Origin of the sequence: Stutzerimonas stutzeri KOS6 (assembly GCF_000307775.2) — a bacterium.
In the GTDB taxonomy this organism is placed as follows: Bacteria; Pseudomonadota; Gammaproteobacteria; order Pseudomonadales; family Pseudomonadaceae; genus Stutzerimonas; species Stutzerimonas stutzeri_B.
This window is the reverse complement of record NZ_KK020676.1, coordinates 1,899,821-1,917,737: the sequence shown is the minus strand read 5'-3', so window position 1 is coordinate 1,917,737 and position 17,917 is coordinate 1,899,821. Positions and strand designations below refer to the sequence as shown.

The following is a 17,917-nucleotide window of genomic DNA, read 5'->3' as shown; positions in this document are numbered from 1 at the left end:
GCCTATCGCTGGGCCGATGCCGGAGATCCGGGCTTCGCGGCCTGGATCTGCCGGACGGCCGGAAAGATCTATCTGCAGGACGAATCCGGAGCGACCGACATGGGCGAGCCTCTACCCGAGGCTATCGATGACGAGGCCCGCTACGTCCAGGTGCCGGATGCCCGCGATCTGGACCTGGGCACCGCCTTGGTGTTCGATTTCGCCGCACGGCACATGCCCGGTGACTATGACGAGGTCCGCCAGATATTTCGCAAGCGCGGCGCCTACGGCCGATTCCGCTCGCTGGTCGAGCGCAACGGGCAGTTACAGGCCTGGTATGACTTCCAGAAAGAGGCGACAGCAAAAGCCCTGCGCGACTGGGCTGCAGAGAACGATCTGGAAGTAACGGACTGAATTGCAACGCTTTGCGCCATCCTTTAGGAGCCTCCGCCCCGTGCGTGACGGTGCGCTGTCGCGCAGCAAACATGGGGGCAGGTTCCTGTAGGAGCGCGCCATGCGCGCGACTCGCGGGCATGGCCCGCTCCTACGGGAGGTATAAGCTGAGTTTTGAAATTTCTCATAAAAAACAATACGTTATTTTATGTTTGATGAGAGCGAGCTTGCTCGCGAAGAGGCCCCATAGCCCGGAAAGATGGCCATTGGCCTTCCCTTTGTCTCGCCCGCAGGATTAAGCTCCACCGAGTAACGGACAGACAACGGCGAGCAAGGACGTGCCTTCCCCTCTCTTCACCGCGCCCGGACAATCCCCATCAGCGATCCAGCGGACCGCGCACCCCGTAGCCCACTCGATTGAGCACGTGCGTGTAGATCATCGTCGTCTTCACGTCCGCGTGCCCAAGCAACTCCTGCACCGTGCGAATGTCCTGGCCGCTCTCAAGATGATGCGTGGCGAAACAGTGCCGCAGCGTACGCGGCGTGGCCGGCTTGTCGATCGCCGCCTCTGCCACCGCACGCTTGAACGCCCGCTGCACCCGCTTTTCATCCAGGTGATGACGTCGGCGCGCTCCGGAACGTGGGTCCATCAGCCGCAACCCGGAGCCGTAGAGCAGGTTAACGACCAGCCCGACCTCACCGTCGAAGCAAACCAACAGCCGGCGCGTCTCCTCAACCGAAAGTACAACCGGCAGACGCTCCGGTTTCCTCGCTCGAACCACTTCATCGAGCCAGGGCAACGGCGCTGCCAATACGTGCCTGTACAGAAACAACAGTCCAGCCAGCGCCTGGTTCTGCGTCGACGCCGAGACATTGCGCGACACGGCCAAATGCGAAAGGAAGTGCTCAACCTCCACAGCGCCCATCTGCTCGGGATGGCGCATCCGGTGAAAACGAATGAAAGCCCGAACCCAGTAGACATAAGCGGTTTCGGTCCGAATGGAATAATGACGAAGACGGATCTGCTCACGAAGCCGATCCAGCAATTTGGGCTTGCCGTCCATGGTGCATAACGTTCCTTGTACCAGAGACAAGAACTTCCAGAGCGTAGCGAGACGTAGACTTTCATGGAATAGGCAAGGGACGATTACACACCATTTGGTGCATTTGTTCACACCAAATTGGGGACGAATAGTAGTTAGGAAAAAGAGGAAAAACCATGGATCCAACCTTGGCCGCGGGAATAGTAGGAGCAACAGGCTCAATTGCAGGAGCACTACTAGGAACTATTCTTGGCTACAAGATGAGCAACTCGAAGGCCGATGTAGAAGTCTATGTAGACAATCGAGTTTGGCTATATTACTACGAACACTGCTTTTCCATGTTTATTCCGATTTCCGTAATTAACGAAGGATCAAAATCCTTCACAATAACAAATTTTGATCTAACTCTAATTTCCCCAACCAATCAAAACTGGAAACTATACTGGCAAGATTTTGCCGAGGAAAACTCACACAAAGGCGAAGGCTGGAGCATAAGCAAAACTGCCTCACCATTCTTGGTTCATGGTAAATCAGGAGCACAGCATTACATCAGACTAACCAGTTTCACTAAAACGTCAGAAAATTTTTCAGACGTTATTCTGAGCACAGGTCAGCATCAGATAATTCTTAATGTATTTGATCGCTCAAACAAAAATTTCCTATCGAAGAAGTATTACTTCAACGTTGAAACAGAGCCCTTTGAGGTTCTAGCACGACGCCGCAAAGATATCGCCGACCTTGACACTTGGTGGCTCCCTGTTCGCTCGGAAGCCTAACAATTCGCTCAAATCGCTCGTTTCACTCGCTGGGACCGGCGAAGCCGGCCCCTTAGCTTAATCGTTAAGTGCCAAAGATGAATCGTACTCGCCAAGAAAAGCTCAACATGATTACCAGATACACCTATAGGTCTTTGGTGAAAATGTTCACGCCCTATGTTTCGCAAGATTTCAAATATCTACTTGAAGATCTAACAGAGAACGAGCAGTCGTTTGGTCGAAAAATTGACCAGGCGTATGAGTCCCTTCAAGAAACTTCTCATCTAGTAGAACGCTTAGAAAGCGAGCTAAAAACAAAAATGGCGAGCGTTTCAAGATTAAAAGATGAACATCAACGGTATGCAGCGCTAGCCAGCATTGAGCAAGAAAACGCTAAGGCATTACTGTCGCAGTTAGACGCTTCTCTCAACAAAGGAAAAACCTCAGAGAGAGTCATCGCCTTCCTAATTAATCTAGCTGCGGGAACAATACTTTTCGTTGCGGGTCTAGCCGCAAGTCCTTACCTAACAAAGTGGCTGGGCGTTGCAGTTGGCACTTAACAACTGGTTCAAATCGTTCGCTTCGCTCACCGGGACGGGCTAAAGCCCGCCCCTTAACCAAACGTTAGCTTCAAAAGGGAAAATATGGAGATTATATATACCACTTTAAGTTCATCAGTTTTTTGGCGATTCTAGGCTTCTTATTTAAGAATCTGATAAAAACTAGGCTAACCAATGCTGTTAAGCATGAATATTCCGAAAAAATAGAAAACTTGAAATCAGAGTTAAAGGCAAAAAATGAAGCAATAGCATCTGAACTGGCGTATTTAAAAGATTTTAGGCTGCAGAGAAATGCTGAGGCACGAAAAATAAAACAAGATTATTACCACATGTTTCTAGAGGCTGTATCAATAAAGTTTTCGCATATAAATAGCATGGATACAGAAGACAGCATTCTGGCAAATCGAAAGTTTTGCATAGAATTTAATCGATTACCTTTGTATGCATCACAAGAAGTGGTGGAATTTGTTAGCCGATCTGCGGGAGGCGGTAAAGCCCCTAATTTTACAGCGCTATACGAAGTCATTAGAAATGATCTATGCTCTGATACATATAATGAATTTAATAACCTTTCACAGTTTCACTTTCAAATTCCTGAAAAAATTAAAGCTAACAAGTCAATGCAGCCGACCGCTAAAGCGGCGGCTGATTGAAGCGTTAGCGTTAAAACAATAGGAGCGGTATGAACGAAGAACAAATTCGAGAAATTGTTGAAGCTGCAATAGAAAAAAGTGCAGGCATGGATGGATGGCAGATTTTTGTGCTCATTATTGCAAGCTCAGTAGCGGCGTTCTTTGGTGCCTACTTAAAGGAAAAGGCGAAAGGCACCGCAACAAAAGAAGATATTGAAGAAATCACAAGAAAGATCGAAGGAGTAAAGCTGGAGCTGGGAAAGAACAAGGAGATTGACTCAATTAAATATAATCTAAGGTATGAGGCATGCCTAAAGTCATTAAGCCTTATCGACGCGCACTTCAGTCATTTTTTTACACCGCCAGAAGATGGCGGCATTGTTAAACAGCATGCGTCTACAAAAGAGGCACGAGAATACCATAGTAAATTAATCCTTTCATGTGATAACACAGAAATAGTCGTAAAGTTTGACGAGATCATGTTCGGCCCAAAAAATCAAACTGAAACACTTCCTCCACCCACCGACTTATTGAATGAATATCGAAATCTAATTCGTAAAGAACTAGGGTTTGGTGCAGAGTTACCGCTTGATCGAGACCGTGCTTGGTTTGCTAGACTGAACTGCGATAAGGAGAACGGCTAACAAGGAAAACTCACTCGGACGTCAAAAAGCGTCGCTCCTTCGTCGCTCTGCTTTTTGCAGCCGGCGATTTGCGACGTTAGGAGTCACATGTGTTCACCAACCCAACAGCTGTGCACATTAGCTTATTACGGCAATCGGTGCATTTGCAACTGCTGGCATTAGTATTATTTGCGGTTACCTCTTGATATCAAGCGGAACGGGAAATTCAGAAACAGGTTTATCTATAAACACTACATCAGTGCAGGTAAATTTCTACACTTTTGTACCAGGTGTCGCATTTGCCATGTTTGGTGCTTCATTTGCAGCTTGGTCAGTGCATCGTTTAATCAAGAAGTAGCTCCTAATAATGTGCTCAAATCACTCACTTCGTTCGCTGGGACGGGCTTAAAGTCCGTTCCTTAACCAAACGTTAGGCATTAGTTGTGGAGAAGTGCATGCCCATAAGCCGACAAGATATTGAATTACACTTTTCAGTTAACGACATAATCGCATCAGGCGGCGGAAGACGCTATTTCCAGATAACAGAAATTCTTGATGACCGAGTTAGAATACAACCAACACAATCCAGAACAGCCAGTCGCCTCAGGCTAGATAAGCTAACGGTTGTCGTAAACAATTTTCACGCCATTGATCCACAACGAATTGAGGCCAGCGTAGGAGAATTTCTTTCCGCCAACGGCCTAATTGACACACAGAACGAGTCATACCTGTATGGCATGGCTAGAGAATATATTAACAGGCGGAATCCAACCCCTGCCTCATTCATTGATAGTGAATTTGAAAAAGCAATTGAAGAAGCAAAGAAATCTTCCCCAGCAGAAAGAAAATCAAGGCTAAATAATGCGAGCAAAAGACCTAGGAAGGTAACTACTACGTCCACAGCATATTTGCGCAATCCATATGTTGTAGTTGAGGTCTTGGAAAGAGCAGGAGGAGTATGTGAAGGCTGCAATAAAATAGCTCCATTCCTTAGAGCAAAAGACAAAACTCCATACCTAGAAGTACACCACATTATCCAACTAGCGCATAACGGCGAAGACACAGTGGCTAATGCAATAGCGCTATGCCCAAACTGCCATAGGGAAAAGCATTTCGGAGCTAATGCCTAACAATGCGCTCACATCACTCGCTGGGACCGGCTAAAGCCGGCCCGTTAGCCAAACGTTATGTGCTCATCTGGCACTGGAGTAGCCTTTGAAAATCTATTACGTCGACGCTGAAAATATCGGCCTCAGCATGCTGGATGAACTAACGATTTCCATCCTCGATAGAGTTTTCGTATTCACAAACTCAGAAAGCCTAAAATCCGCATGCAGCAATGCGCTATTAACCTGTGTAAGCGGCTATCCGTCGGGACAGAATCAAGCAGACTTCTACATAATTGCTCATCTATCCAACGTTCTATCTCACCTCTCAAAAGCTGAGAAAAAAGCAATAGACTTCAATCTTTGCTCTAAAGACCAAAGTCTGTGGAAGGCATTTGAGTTTCAATGCTCACTTGCAGGCTAAAAAGCTAGCGCTCCGCATATCGCCATAGAACCCGAGACCAACAACGTTGTAGTGGCAATTGACACATTTATTGAGGCAAAAATTCTCAAGCTAATGTCTCAGCCCATCACATCAATTGAAATTCAAAATAAGCTCAAGGTTCCGCAGTCCGAATTTACCGCATCGTTTAATCAGCTTATACGAACTGGCAAAATCAAGCGTCAGGAAAATTCAAAAAAGCATTGGCTACGGGTTAAAAGCACATAACAACTGATTTAAACCGTTCGCTTCGCTCACTGGGACGGGCTAAAGCCCTAAAAATTAGCAAAAAGACAGGAATCGAGAGATGCTGAGAAAATTACTGCGTGCCTTGTTACGTGGCGCGGCGATATATTTTGGCGTTGTAATTTGCATACTTACATTCAAGGTGATATCAGAATCAGAAAACGACCGCTTTGAATTATTAATTTTTTTTGCACTGGCATTTTATTCTTGATTTATGGCTTTGGCGGCAACGCAGGTGTACGCAAAATTTTCCCTTGGCTTGCTAGCGCCGCATCAAAGAATATAAAATTTAACACGAATTCTGATCTCACGAAAATGCCAAACCAAGCTACAAAATCCGACTACTCGAATTGCTTGGTCAAGCACTAATGGCATTTTCACTTTATGAAATTGCAGTTACTAAGCCAGTTCTTTCAGAAGGCTTCCACTGTCCTTATTATCCATGGATTTTCTTGATTATGGGTTTTGCTCTAGGAGTTCCAAAAATAATCTTCATCATTAAAAACAGAACGCAAATCAAAAACAACCAATAGACGAGATCGGCCTTCTGATTTCCTACTTTGGCTCTTGTTTTATTCACAGAAAAGACCACTGAGCGCGCGCGTGGCATGCGTCCAACTGGCCCTGGCCCTTGACGCCAAAACGGACTATCGGGAAAGGACGCAAGATGGCTTTCGGGTTTGTGGCGGTCACAGGCGGCTCCCTGGCCATCAGCCTGTGGCACTGTCGAGACGAGGGCTCTGAACCCGTCGCCTGGCGCCCAGCAGATCGTTTCCGGCCATTTGCCTGTCTCTCGACCTCTGCCCGTCCAGATCCGCACAATACCCGCCCTCCTCACCAACAGGCGATCCCCATGACTGACACCCCTTATCTGCTGGACGAACTCGAAGCCGCCGACATGCTGATCATCGACGGCCTGCATGCCTGGCAGTTCTCCCTCGCCGAAGCCCTGCTCGATCAGGCCGATGCAGCCGCCGAGGCCGGGCAGCCGTTCGCCAGCGAAGACATCCTGCTGACCATCGACTCGGTCGACGGCCGCACCCGACGCCAGTGGCAGTTCAGCTACAACCAGATCATGGAAGCCCAGCGCCAGGCCGATGGCGCAAGCTGGCTGCTGGAAGGGCCGCATCAGTTGCAGTGCCTCAGCGCCATTGCTGCAGAGGACGAAGCGGAATAACGCCCTCCTCCATGCCGGGCAGCTATCCCGGTGAGTGTTCAGCGCGACGCGGATCAGCCACAACACGGGAGTCCGGGGTCAGCGGGTACGCTGCCTGCGAGGCATTCAGCGGCCGCGCGCCGAAGCGCTGTCGCGCGCAGAAAATCCGTTGCTCAGACAGCCGGAGGCAAGAATCCGGATGCCAGGGGGCAAGCGCCGCAGAAGGCCACGGCAGCGCGCCAAACGGAGCTGATCGGATCGCGCACATCCGCCTTGCAGCCATGACGGCCACCGTCCGTTATGATCGCGCCCCTCGCTTGCAACCCGGTCGCATGCCATGTCGTCTCTCGAACTGATCGCCTCGCTGCTCGGCGTGCTTGCCGTATGGCTGACGGTGCGCCAGAACCCTTGGTGCTGGCCGATCGGCCTGGGCATGGTGTCGCTGTATGCCTGGTTCTTCTTCGAGGCGAAGCTGTATTCACAGGTGCTGCTTCACAGTGTCTTCGCGGCAATGCAGCTGTACGGATGGTGGGCCTGGACAGGCGGAGCGAGCGGCGGTCGCAGTCGCCTCGTAAGCCGGGCCAGCTCCCGTGAGGTGTCTGTCGGGATCTTCAGTGCAACGCTGATCAGCCTGCTGCTCGGCGGCGCGATGGCCAGCACCACCGAAGCGGCATTTCCCTGGATCGATGCCACCCTGACGGCATTCAGCCTGCTAGCCCAGCTATGGATGGCGCTCAAGCGATTGCAGTGCTGGGCGCTGTGGATCGTGGTGGATGTGCTGTTCATCGCGTTCTTCAGCTATCAGGGCTACTGGCTGACGGCCGCGCTCTACGCGCTGTTCACCGGACTGGCGCTGATGGGGCTGCGCGAGTGGCGTGCTGCGCTGGTGGCGGCACGATGAAAGTGCTGGTGCTCACGGGGCCGGAGTCCACCGGCAAGAGCTGGCTTGCCGAGCGGCTGCTGGCGACGTTCGGCGGGGCCATGGTCGGTGAATACGTTCGTCACTACATCGAGCGCACGCAGCGCGACACCTGCCTGTCCGACGTCCCGGCCATCGCCCGCGGCCAGCTGGGCTGGGAAGACGCTGCGCGAGCCCGGGCGCCGCATCTGCTGATCCTCGACACCCATTTGCTGAGCAACATCCTCTGGAGTCGCACGCTGTTCGGCGATTGCCCGAGCTGGCTCGAAGACGAGTTGCAGGCACGTGACTACCACCAGCACCTGCTGCTGTCGCCCGAGGGAGCCGAGTGGCATGCCGACGGCCAGCGCTGCCAGCCCGACCCAGGCGCACGGCTGCGCTTTTTCGAGGCATGCCGTAGCGGATTGCAGCAGCGAGGCCAGCCCTTCGTCGAGATCAGCGGCAACTGGAGCGAGCGCGAGCGACAGGCCATGGCCCATACCCGCGCGCTGCTGGCCGACTGATCCTGGCGCCCGCCTGAGGGTCAGCGGTCACGGCGCAGCAGCAGGCCGATGGCGAGCATGACCAGCAGGCTACCCGGCAGCCAGTGCAGGCCCATCCGCGCAGGCTGGTCGAAGAACAGCAACAGCATCGAGACGAAGGGCACCAGATAACTGTAGGCCGTGACCGCACCGGGGCTCAGCACGGAGGTCGCTCGCTGCTGCAGGAAAAAGGTCATGGCGCTGGAGAACACGCCGAGGTAGGTCAACAGCAGCAGATCCAGCAGATTCATGCGCAGCAGTGCCGGCGGCCGTTCCCATACCAGGCCCATCAGGCCGATCAGGACGGCCCCCGCAACCAGGCTCCAGAAGGTGCGCAAACCCGCCTGCCTGGGCAGCACACCGTTGGCCAGCCCCCATTTGCTGAGCACCGGGTAAAGCGCCGACGCGACACAGCCGAGGAAGAAGCCCAGCTCACCGAGGCCCAGTTGCATGCCGGAGAAGTCGCCACCGTTTTCGGCCCACGCCAGCCCCAGTGCCCCGCTCGCCCCAAGCGCCAGAATGGCGAGCAGACCGCCAGCCGGCTGTTCGACCCCCAGCCCGCGCCCCAGGCAGTAGGCCAGCAGCGGCACGCTGACGAACAGCGTTGCCATGGACAGAGCACTGACCCGATGAGCAGCCCAGAACATGGTGCCGAAGAAGGCTGCCAGGCACAGGCCCATGGCCGCGTAAAGCAGCAGGGCGCGCCAGTCCGGGCGCCCTTCGCTCTGGCTCCAGGCCAACGGTGCCAGCGCCAGCGCGGCGATGCCGAATCTCATGGCGGTCAGCAGCAGCGGCGGCAGTCCGTCGCTGAGCAACCCCACTGCCGGGAAGGACAAGCCGACGAACAGCGCCCAGAGCAGCATGCCGAGATGTGCAAGGACGGTCCTGCTACCGCTATCGGCCATGGGCGAACCCCTGACAGGTCGAAGTGCGGTTGCTCAACCCGGCGTATGGGCTGCAAGCGTGGTCGTGCGAATGGCTCAAAAGATCGCTCCCGGATCGGTGCGTCGCTGTGCCGACATCGGCTACAGACGCGAAGGTGACCGTCGAATGACCTTGATCGAGTAGCTGAGGTTCGGTTTGCGCGTCACGCTGATCGGACGACGCGTCACCGTATCGAGGGTGATGTTCCAGAATCCGGTGCTCGGCACCACGATCTTTGCCGGGAATTTGTCGAACGCGCCGCCATGGTAGGTATGCCGGCCGCCATTCTTGAAGCTGCGAAAGTTCGCATCGTTCATCAGGCGAATATTGCAGGTCTGCGAGCACTGGATGACGACGATGTCGCCCTCGTTGATGTGCTCGCGCTGGTGTATGAACTTCATCGATTGCTCCGACACGGGTGAGACAAAGCGCAGAACGATAGCATGGGCACCCGCGAAATCGGCGCTGCGAACGCTCAACGCCGCGCATCCCCACGACTGCAGCCTGCGTGGGCGCCATTGCCCTGGTGCCGCTATGCCGGGGCTGATCAGACGCGGCTTGTTCCGGCAAGCGGGTTGTGTATGCTCTGGGACCTGTCCGATCGTCTGCCTCTTGCCATGTACAGCACGCCACGCCCCTGCTCCTCAGACCTGCCCGCGGGAAGCCGGCTGCTGTTTCTCTTCGATACCGGATTGCTGGCCCTCTGGTGACACGACTCGTCGTGCCCCAGAGATCGCCAATCAGCTCATCGAGGAATGCCGCCCATGCCTGCGGTCCGCAATACCGTCCAGATCGACGCCCCCATCGTGCGCAACGCGACCCGTTGCGGTTTCTTCATGGCCGGCTTCGGCCTGTCCGTCTGGGCGCCGCTGGTGCCCTACGTGCGCGAACGCATCGAGATGACCGATGCGGTGTTCGGTCTTTTGCTGCTGTGCATCGGCGTCGGCTCGCTGAGCTGGATGCCACTGTCCGGCGTACTGGTGAGCCGCTGGGGCATTCGCCCGGTGCAGCTGTGCAGCGTCGTGTTGCTGGCGCTGGCCCTGGCCGGCATGGCGCTGACCGATTCGATGTGGCTGCTGGCCCTGGCGCTGTTCTGCTTCGGCGGCAGCCTGGGCGTCATCGACGTGATCATGAACATCCAGGCGGTGCTGGTGGAGACGGCCGTCGGCCGCCGGCTGATGTCCAACTTTCACGGCATGTACAGCCTCGGAGCCATCTGTGGTGCGCTGATGCTCACCGGCCTGCTGACCCTCGGCCTGGCACCGGCGTTCGGCAGCTTTCTGATGATCGGGCTGATCGTTGCGGCGAATCTCGCAGTCGCACGAGGCTTCCTGCCGAACCGTGCGCCGGGCGGCGGCTTTGCCTTCGTGCGCCCTACCGGCGTGGTGCTGCTGGTGGGGCTGATGTGCTTCGTCGTGTACCTGGCCGAAGGCGCGGTACTGGACTGGAGCGCGCTCTACCTGACCGGCGAGAAGGGCCTGGAAGTGGCCAAGGGTGGCCTCGGTTATGCGGCCTTCGCCCTGATGGTGACGATCGCGCGTTTCGCCGGCGGGTCGCTGGTGAACAGCCTCGGCACGGCGCGCGTCATCACCTTCGGCGGGTTGCTGGCGGCGTTCGGCATCGTCCTGAGCCTGGCCGCCGAGCATTGGGTCGTGGCGCTGATCGGCTACGGGCTGTGCGGGCTGGGCTGCGCCAACGTCTCGCCGGTGCTGATTTCGTCCTTGAGCCGGCAAGACGGCATGCCGGTGCAACTGGCCGTCACCGTGGCCACCACCATCGGTTTCGCCGGGGTGCTCGCCGGCCCGGCCATGATGGGCATGGTCGCCCATTTCAGCTCGCTGGGCATGGCGTTCGCCCTGCTGGCGGTGCTGTTGCTCGGCATCGTGCCGTTCAGCCGTCGCTTCACCGCGTGACCCCGGATAGAATGCGCGCCCTATGCGAATCCCAGACTTCCAGCAACGCCTCGCCGACATCGGCGCCAAGCCCCGTCATATCGGGCGGATGACCCGTGCCTGGCTCAAGGGCCTGCCACTGGACGTCGGCCGGCGCCAGCAACAGGCGCAAGACTTCCTGCCGCTGAGCGTGCGCGAAGGGCTGCCGGCACTGAGCGCGGAACTCGACGGTCTGGCGCGGCTGCGCTCCGAGCATCCGGCGGCCGACGGTTCGGCGCGCCTGCTGGTGGAACTGGGCGACGGGCAGATGGTGGAAAGCGTGCTGCTGCCGCGCGACGGCCTGTGCGTCTCCAGCCAGGTCGGCTGCGCGGTGGGCTGCGTGTTCTGCATGACCGGCAAGAGCGGCCTGCTGCGCCAGTTGGGCAGTGCCGAGATCGTCGCCCAGGTCGCCCTCGCCCGACGCTTCCGCCCGGTGAAGAAGGTGGTGTTCATGGGCATGGGCGAGCCGGCGCACAATCTCGACAATGTGCTCGAGGCCATCGACCTGCTCGGCACGGACGGCGGTATCGGTCACAAGAACCTGGTGTTCTCCACCGTCGGTGACAGGCGGGTGTTCGAGCGGCTGCCGCAACAGACGGTGAGGCCGGCGCTGGCCCTGTCGCTGCACAGCACCGATGCGGCGCTGCGTCAGGCCCTCTTGCCGCGGGCGCCGCAGATCGCTCCCGACGAACTGGTCGAGCTCGGCGAGGCCTACGCCCGCGCGACCGGATTCCCGATTCAGTACCAATGGACCCTGCTCAAGGGCATCAACGATAACCAGGACGAGATGGACGGCATCCTGCGCCTGCTCAAGGGCAAGTACGCGGTGATGAACCTGATCCCCTACAACAGCCTGGAAGACGACGAATATCAGCGCCCGGATGGCGAGCGCATCGTGCAGATCGTGCGCTACCTGCACAGCCGCGGCGTGCTGACCAAGGTACGCAACTCCGCCGGCCAGGACATCGACGGCGGCTGCGGCCAGCTCCGTGCGCGAGCCGAACAGGTGCTCGATCGCAAGCGGTCACGCTGATCCGGCCTGAACCCGCTCGGCTGCACACTGTCCCAGCGCAATACCACCGACGGCCGTCTCCGGCCTCACTTCAGCAAGGAAAGCGCAAAGCCGCATGCACACACTGGCACAACTCGAACAGGGCGAACTGACTGGAATACGCCGCCTCGATCTTTCCGCCGACCTGCGAACCTTTCCCGAAACGATCTTCGGCCTGGCCGATACGCTGGAGGTGCTGAACCTCTCGGGTAACCGGCTGGACGCCCTGCCGGCCGGGCTGTCCCGCCTGCGCAAGCTGCGCATCCTGTTCTGCTCGGACAACCTCTTCAGCGCGGTGCCGGACTGCCTCGGCGACTGCGAGCAGCTGGAGATGATCGGCTTCAAGGCCAATCAGATCCGCCATCTACCCAGCGCCGCGCTACCGCCTGCGTTGCGTTGGCTGATCCTCACCGACAACCAGTTGCAGGCGTTGCCCGACGAGATCGGCAACTGCCGACGTCTGCAAAAGCTGATGCTTGCCGGAAACCGGCTGTCTTCGCTGCCGGACACGCTCGCGAGTTGCGTCAACCTGGAACTGCTGCGCATCGCCGCGAACCGCCTGCAGGTACTGCCCGAGTGGCTGCTATCACTGCCGCGCCTCAGTTGGCTGGCCGCAGCCGGCAATCCCTTCAGCGACAGCAACGAAGCGCTGAGCCTCGCGCGCCATTCGCTGCCCGCGATCCCGCGCGAGCAGGTGGTCCTGCACGAACAGCTGGGCCAGGGTGCATCCGGCATCATTCACCGTGCCGAGTGGTATCCGACCGGACAGCCGCCGAAGCAGATGGCCGCCAAGCTGTTCAAAGGCCAGGTCACCAGCGACGGTTTGCCCCACAGCGAGATGGCCGCCTGCATAGCGGCGGGCGCGCATAGCCACCTGATCGATGTTGCCGGGCCGCTGGCCGAGCAGGCGGGCCAGACGCCGGGCCTGCTGATGAACCTGGTCGAGCCAAGCTTCCAGCCGCTGGCCGGCCCTCCCTCGCTCGCCAGCTGCACACGCGACTGCTACGCCGAAGGCACGTCGTTCAGTCTCGATCAGGTGCTGCGCATTGCCCGCGGCACCGCCTCGGCTGTGGCTCATCTGCACCAGCGAGGCATCCTGCATGGCGACCTGTACGCCCACAATCTGCTGGTCGATCCGAATGGCGACTGCCTGCTCAGTGATTTCGGTGCAGCCTCGTTCTTCGAGCCGGACAGCGCGGCCGGGCGCGCCCTGAAGCGTATCGAATCGCGCGCCTTCGGTTGCCTGCTGGAAGAATTGCTGCAACGCTGCCCGGACTTCGACGACGACCCACGTCGGCAGCTCCTGGCCGATCTGCAACGCCGGTGCATGGCCGAACAGGCGGATCACCGACCGGACTTCGGCCAGCTGTACACCTCTCTCGCCGCGCTCTGACGCGCATTACCGGAGCGATTCCAGCCATGACTTCACCCGCAGCGGACGACGAACGCACGCCCTATCCGAAACCCTATGCGGAGACGCCCCTGGACCAGGACCCCTTCGTTCGCGGCCTCAAGCAGCGGCTGCCCGAACACCTGCGCGAATCGTTCAGCGAAGAACAGCTCGATGCACTGCGGGGTGTTTTCGGCGCGCGCTCCTGGGTCAAGCACCGCATCGATTATCGTGGAACGATCAGGCTCTGGCGCGACCGCTACTACTTCGCGATCGTCGCCGGCCGCAACAAGCGCAGCCTGACGCGCCCGCAGCAGAATCTCTCGCTGATAGCCAAGGCCGCGCTGGCGACGCTGTTTCTGCTGTTCTGCGCGCTGGTCGGGCTGGTGATCCTCTATCTGCTCAAATCCGCACTGGGCATCGATCTGCTCCCTTCTTTCTCCCTCGGGCTGTGGGACTGGTTCAAGCAGAACCTTTGACCAGCGCCTCGCCGGCATCACCCATACGATTGATTCGGGCCGAGTGGTAGCGGTCCGCGCCCGACAGCTTGATCGGGATCAAACCCGAACCCTTTGGCCGGCAGAACAATGGCTGAGCTCTGAATCTCTCGAGCTTAATGGAGGTTACGAAATGAACGACACTTCGAACAAACCTGCAGTAAGTACCGATGACAAGAAGCTGCCTTCGACCCCGCAGGAGCCATGGCACCCCTTCGACTCGCTGCGCCGTCAGGTCGATCGTCTTTTCGACGAATTCGATCGGCCCTGGCATCTGCCCTTTGGCCGTCACGGGCTGGAATCCACGCCGCTATGGCAGGGAGGCCCCACCCGGATTCCGGCGGTGGATGTCGTCGAAAAGGACAACGCCTTCGAAATCACAGCCGAACTGCCAGGGCTCGACGAAAAGGACGTCGAAGTGAAAATGGTTGGCGGCAACCTGATCATCACCGGTGAAAAGCGCCAGGAACACCAGGAGGACAAGGACGGCTACCACCTTTCCGAGCGGTCCTACGGCAGCTTCCAGCGCAGCTTCGCCCTGCCGGAAGACATTGACCGCGAGCAGATCGACGCCAGGTTCAGCAAAGGTGTGTTGCGTCTTTCCGTGCCCAAGAAGCCAGGCACTGGCAGCGGCGCGCAGAAGATCGCCATCAAGGCCGAGTAGCACTGGGCGAGGGATCGGTCGCATGCGACCGGTCCCTTCATGGATCTCCACTGCAATACCGCCCGCTGTCGCCAGCGCTCAGCCCTAGCTCACGCAGCAAGCCCGACACGCTCAGCTAGACTTCGGGAAAACCGCGATCCGAGGCAGCCATGAACGACGAGCAGGAAAAGAAGCTGACGCTTCGTGAAATGACGAGCAGCGTCCTGGCAGCGGCGCTGGGCGTGCAAAGCGGCAAGAACAGGGCACGGGACTTCGTCCACGGCAAGCCCATCCACTTCGTCATCCTCGGCGTCGGTTTTACCGTGCTGTTCGTGCTGGCTATTCTTGGCCTGGTAAAGCTGGTGCTCTATCTCGCCGGACAATGAGCCGCAGCCTATTGATGGCTGACCCAGAATACCGCGGCGCCCACGGCGAGCATGATCAGAGTGAATATGGCTGCTGCGTCCACCAGGCTGTCGCGCCGATCGTTTCTCATGGCATTACTCCTTCTTGCCGCCCAATGACGGTCACGGCCTGTTTCCACGCAGTTAAGACCACGGATCGGCGTTGCTCAAGGACGTGGCGCCGTAAGTCCATTTCGCTTGGTTTCGTTCTAAACATATTCCCAAACATCACTTTTGCGCATAACAACTAGCTGGTATCTTGCCGCCCTCCCTTAACGGGTGCGCGGCCGTGCGCGCGAATGCTGTAGACAGCCTGAAAACAGGACATTTATGTACGTTTACGATCAGTACGACCAACACATCATCGAGGATCGGGTCCGGCAGTTCCGCGACCAGACCCGCCGCTTCCTGGCGGGCGAACTCGCTGATGAAGAATTCCGCCCGCTGCGCCTGCAGAATGGCCTGTACATCCAGCGCTATGCGCCGATGCTGCGGGTAGCCGTGCCCTACGGCCTGCTCTCCTCGACCCAGGTACGCAAGCTGGCCGAGATCGCGCGTCATTACGACAAGGGCTACGCGCACATCAGCACCCGGACCAACGTGCAGTTCAACTGGCCCGAGCTGGAAGATGTACCCGAGATACTCGCCGAGCTGGCCACCGTGCAGATGCACGCCATCCAGACCAGCGGCAACTGCATCCGCAACACCACCACCGACCAGTTCGCCGGCGTCGCCAAGGACGAGCTGATCGATCCGCGCCCCTGGTGCGAGATCATCCGCCAGTGGTCGACCTTCCACCCCGAGTTCGCCTTCCTGCCGCGCAAGTTCAAGATCGCCGTGAACGGCGCCGTGAGCGACCGCGCCGCCATCGAAGTGCACGATATCGGCCTGGAAGCGGTAAAGAACGACGCAGGCGAGCTGGGCTTCCGCGTTTCGGTCGGCGGCGGTCTCGGTCGCACCCCGATCGTCGGTAGCTTCATCAACGAATTCCTGCCGTGGCAGCACCTGCTGAGCTACCTCGATGCGATCTTGCGGGTGTACAACCGCTACGGCCGCCGCGACAACAAGTTCAAGGCACGCATCAAGATCCTGGTCAAGGCGCTGACGCCCGAGGTTTTCGCCGAGCGCGTCGATGCCGAATGGGCGCACCTGAAGGACGGCCCGAGCACCCTGACCGAAGCCGAAGCCCAGCGCGTCAGCAAGTTCTTCGTCGATCCCGAGTACAAAGCCCTCGAGGACCAGGACGCTGCCCTTGCCCAGCTGGATGCCGAGCATCCGGGCTTCGCCCGCTGGCGCCAGCGCAACGTGGTCGCGCACAAGAAGGCCGGCTATGCAGCGGTGACCCTGTCGTTGAAGAGCACCGGCGTGGCACCTGGCGACGTCACCGACAAGCAGCTCGACGCCATCGCCGAGTTGGCCGATCGCTACAGCTTCGGTGAGGTGCGCAACTCCCACGAGCAGAACATGATTCTGGCCGATGTCGAGCAGGCCAAACTGTTCGAACTCTGGCACGAACTACGCGAGCTGGGCCTGGCCACGCCGAACATCGGCCTGCTGACCGACATCATCTGCTGCCCGGGCGGGGACTTCTGCTCGCTGGCCAACGCCAAGTCGATCCCGGTCGCCGAAGCCATCCAGCGGCGCTTCGACAACCTCGACTACCTGTTCGACCTGGGCAACATCGACCTGAACATCTCCGGTTGCATGAATGCCTGCGGCCATCACCACGTCGGCCATATCGGGATTCTCGGCGTGGACAAGAAAGGCGCCGAGTTCTACCAGGTCTCGCTGGGAGGCAGTTCCGGCCGTGAGGCCAGCCTCGGCCAGATCCTCGGCCCGTCCTTTGCCCAGGATGCGATGCCCGACGTGATCGAGAAGATCATCACCGTCTACGTGGAGCAGCGTACCGAAGATGAACAGTTCATCGACACTTTCCGCCGCATCGGCATTGATCCCTTCAAGGAGCGCGTCTATGCAGCGAATCATTAAGAACGATCAGCTGGTCGACGAAACCTGGCACCTGCTGCCCAAGGAACAGACGCTCGATGATCTGTGCAACAGCGACGACCTGATCGTTCCGCTGCACCTGTGGCTCGACCATGCACATGCGCTGAAGGCCCGCGACGGCGGACTCGGCGTCTGGCTCGATGCCGATGAGCAGGTGGAAGACATCGCTGACGATCTTGCGCACTTCCAGGTCATCGCCCTGAACTTTCCCAGCTTCACCGACGGTCGCCACTACTCCAGTGCGCGCCTTTTGCGCGAGCGTTACGGCTACAAGGGCGAGATCCGCGCGATCGGCGACGTGCTGCGCGACCAGCTGTTCTTTATGCGCCGCTGTGGCTTCGATGCCTTCGCCATCCGCGCCGATCGGGACCCGCTCGACGCGCTGGAAGGCCTGAAGGACTTTTCGGTGACCTATCAGGCTGCAGCCGATGATGAACGACCGCTGTTCCGCCGTCGCCAGGGCTGAACTGACCCCCGAATAGCCCCCTCCCCGGCGCCATGCCGTTCAGTTGAACGATGGGCTTGAAGCTTTGCCGGTCTTTCGGCCGCATCGCCGCGGGGGCGCGCCTCCCACAGGTTCGGTATGTGCCGGCTGCTTTCGCGGGAGGCCCGACCTCGGGGCGAGTCTTTTCGAGTGTCCGGCCTCACGCTGCAGGTTTCGCGATTTCGACAGCCCTGATGCCCGCATCGCCGCG

Annotated in this window: 20 protein-coding genes; 17 read left to right on the top strand and 3 right to left on the bottom strand. The window is 58.1% G+C overall.

Annotated features, from left to right (window positions below):
- Positions 1-99: 99 nt before the first annotated feature.
- Positions 100-393 carry a hypothetical protein gene (locus B597_RS0223400; RefSeq protein ID WP_003297441.1) on the top strand — a complete coding sequence of 98 codons (294 nt, stop codon included), beginning with the start codon at positions 100-102 and terminating at the stop codon, positions 391-393.
- A gap of 356 nt (positions 394-749) precedes the next feature.
- Here B597_RS0223400 and B597_RS36850 read toward each other — a convergent pair whose 3' ends face one another.
- Complete coding sequence (locus tag B597_RS36850; RefSeq protein ID WP_003297440.1) at positions 750-1,436, bottom strand: phage integrase N-terminal SAM-like domain-containing protein; 687 nt, start codon at positions 1,434-1,436, stop codon at positions 750-752.
- A 155-nt stretch (positions 1,437-1,591) separates the two neighbouring features.
- Here B597_RS36850 and B597_RS47040 point away from each other — a divergent pair, with 155 nt between their 5' ends.
- From B597_RS47040 to B597_RS36835, 8 genes are all read left to right on the top strand, one after another.
- On the top strand, positions 1,592-2,191 hold the full coding sequence (locus tag B597_RS47040) for a hypothetical protein (RefSeq protein ID WP_152028172.1): 600 nt from the start codon (positions 1,592-1,594) through the stop codon (positions 2,189-2,191).
- 77 nt (positions 2,192-2,268) lie between these two features.
- The gene (locus B597_RS47035) at positions 2,269-2,730 is read left to right on the top strand and encodes a hypothetical protein (protein ID WP_152028171.1); all 462 of its coding nucleotides are present in this window, start codon (positions 2,269-2,271) and stop codon (positions 2,728-2,730) included.
- Positions 2,731-2,942: 212 nt separating this feature from the next.
- Positions 2,943-3,383 (top strand): hypothetical protein, encoded by a 441-nt coding sequence (locus B597_RS47030; RefSeq protein ID WP_152028170.1) that lies wholly within the window; start codon positions 2,943-2,945, stop codon positions 3,381-3,383.
- A gap of 29 nt (positions 3,384-3,412) precedes the next feature.
- On the top strand, positions 3,413-4,006 hold the full coding sequence (locus B597_RS47025; protein ID WP_152028169.1) for a hypothetical protein: 594 nt from the start codon (positions 3,413-3,415) through the stop codon (positions 4,004-4,006).
- 434 nt (positions 4,007-4,440) lie between these two features.
- Positions 4,441-5,115, top strand: a complete 675-nt coding sequence (locus B597_RS46440) for an HNH endonuclease (protein ID WP_003297438.1) — start codon at positions 4,441-4,443, stop codon at positions 5,113-5,115.
- 1,517 nt (positions 5,116-6,632) lie between these two features.
- On the top strand, positions 6,633-6,956 hold the full coding sequence (locus B597_RS36845; protein ID WP_003297436.1) for a DUF5629 family protein: 324 nt from the start codon (positions 6,633-6,635) through the stop codon (positions 6,954-6,956).
- 316 nt (positions 6,957-7,272) lie between these two features.
- Entirely contained in the window at positions 7,273-7,836 is a 564-nt protein-coding gene (gene pnuC / locus B597_RS36840) for a nicotinamide riboside transporter PnuC (RefSeq protein ID WP_003297435.1), read from the top strand.
- Positions 7,833-8,357, top strand: coding sequence for an AAA family ATPase (locus tag B597_RS36835; protein WP_003297433.1), 525 nt, complete (start codon positions 7,833-7,835; stop codon positions 8,355-8,357). Before pnuC ends, B597_RS36835 begins: the two co-directional genes overlap by 4 nt.
- A 20-nt stretch (positions 8,358-8,377) precedes the next feature.
- Here B597_RS36835 and B597_RS36830 read toward each other — a convergent pair whose 3' ends face one another.
- Together B597_RS36830 and B597_RS36825 are read right to left on the bottom strand one after the other, a co-directional pair.
- The gene (locus B597_RS36830; protein ID WP_003297432.1) at positions 8,378-9,280 is read right to left on the bottom strand and encodes a DMT family transporter; all 903 of its coding nucleotides are present in this window, start codon (positions 9,278-9,280) and stop codon (positions 8,378-8,380) included.
- 120 nt (positions 9,281-9,400) lie between these two features.
- Complete coding sequence (locus tag B597_RS36825) at positions 9,401-9,700, bottom strand: DUF1883 domain-containing protein (RefSeq protein ID WP_003297430.1); 300 nt, start codon at positions 9,698-9,700, stop codon at positions 9,401-9,403.
- Positions 9,701-10,063: 363 nt separating this feature from the next.
- On the opposite strand from B597_RS36825, the gene B597_RS36820 reads away from it, so the two are divergent.
- The 8 genes from B597_RS36820 to B597_RS36785 all read left to right on the top strand — a co-directional run bounded on the left by B597_RS36820 (position 10,064) and on the right by B597_RS36785 (position 17,688).
- Complete coding sequence (locus tag B597_RS36820; protein ID WP_003297429.1) at positions 10,064-11,212, top strand: MFS transporter; 1,149 nt, start codon at positions 10,064-10,066, stop codon at positions 11,210-11,212.
- 22 nt (positions 11,213-11,234) lie between these two features.
- The gene (locus B597_RS36815) at positions 11,235-12,263 is read left to right on the top strand and encodes an RNA methyltransferase (protein ID WP_003297427.1); all 1,029 of its coding nucleotides are present in this window, start codon (positions 11,235-11,237) and stop codon (positions 12,261-12,263) included.
- Between the two features lie 94 nt (positions 12,264-12,357).
- Positions 12,358-13,674 carry a leucine-rich repeat-containing protein kinase family protein gene (locus B597_RS36810; protein ID WP_003297426.1) on the top strand — a complete coding sequence of 439 codons (1,317 nt, stop codon included), beginning with the start codon at positions 12,358-12,360 and terminating at the stop codon, positions 13,672-13,674.
- 26 nt (positions 13,675-13,700) lie between these two features.
- Positions 13,701-14,150 carry a hypothetical protein gene (locus B597_RS36805; RefSeq protein ID WP_003297424.1) on the top strand — a complete coding sequence of 150 codons (450 nt, stop codon included), beginning with the start codon at positions 13,701-13,703 and terminating at the stop codon, positions 14,148-14,150.
- Between the two features lie 151 nt (positions 14,151-14,301).
- Positions 14,302-14,832 (top strand): Hsp20/alpha crystallin family protein, encoded by a 531-nt coding sequence (locus B597_RS36800; protein ID WP_003297423.1) that lies wholly within the window; start codon positions 14,302-14,304, stop codon positions 14,830-14,832.
- 149 nt (positions 14,833-14,981) lie between these two features.
- Positions 14,982-15,197, top strand: coding sequence for a DUF2970 domain-containing protein (locus tag B597_RS36795; RefSeq protein WP_003297422.1), 216 nt, complete (start codon positions 14,982-14,984; stop codon positions 15,195-15,197).
- 348 nt (positions 15,198-15,545) lie between these two features.
- Complete coding sequence (locus tag B597_RS36790) at positions 15,546-17,204, top strand: nitrite/sulfite reductase (protein ID WP_024162125.1); 1,659 nt, start codon at positions 15,546-15,548, stop codon at positions 17,202-17,204.
- On the top strand, positions 17,188-17,688 hold the full coding sequence (locus B597_RS36785) for a DUF934 domain-containing protein (protein ID WP_003297420.1): 501 nt from the start codon (positions 17,188-17,190) through the stop codon (positions 17,686-17,688). The genes B597_RS36790 and B597_RS36785 overlap by 17 nt, the downstream gene beginning before the upstream one ends.
- Positions 17,689-17,917 lie beyond the last annotated feature (229 nt).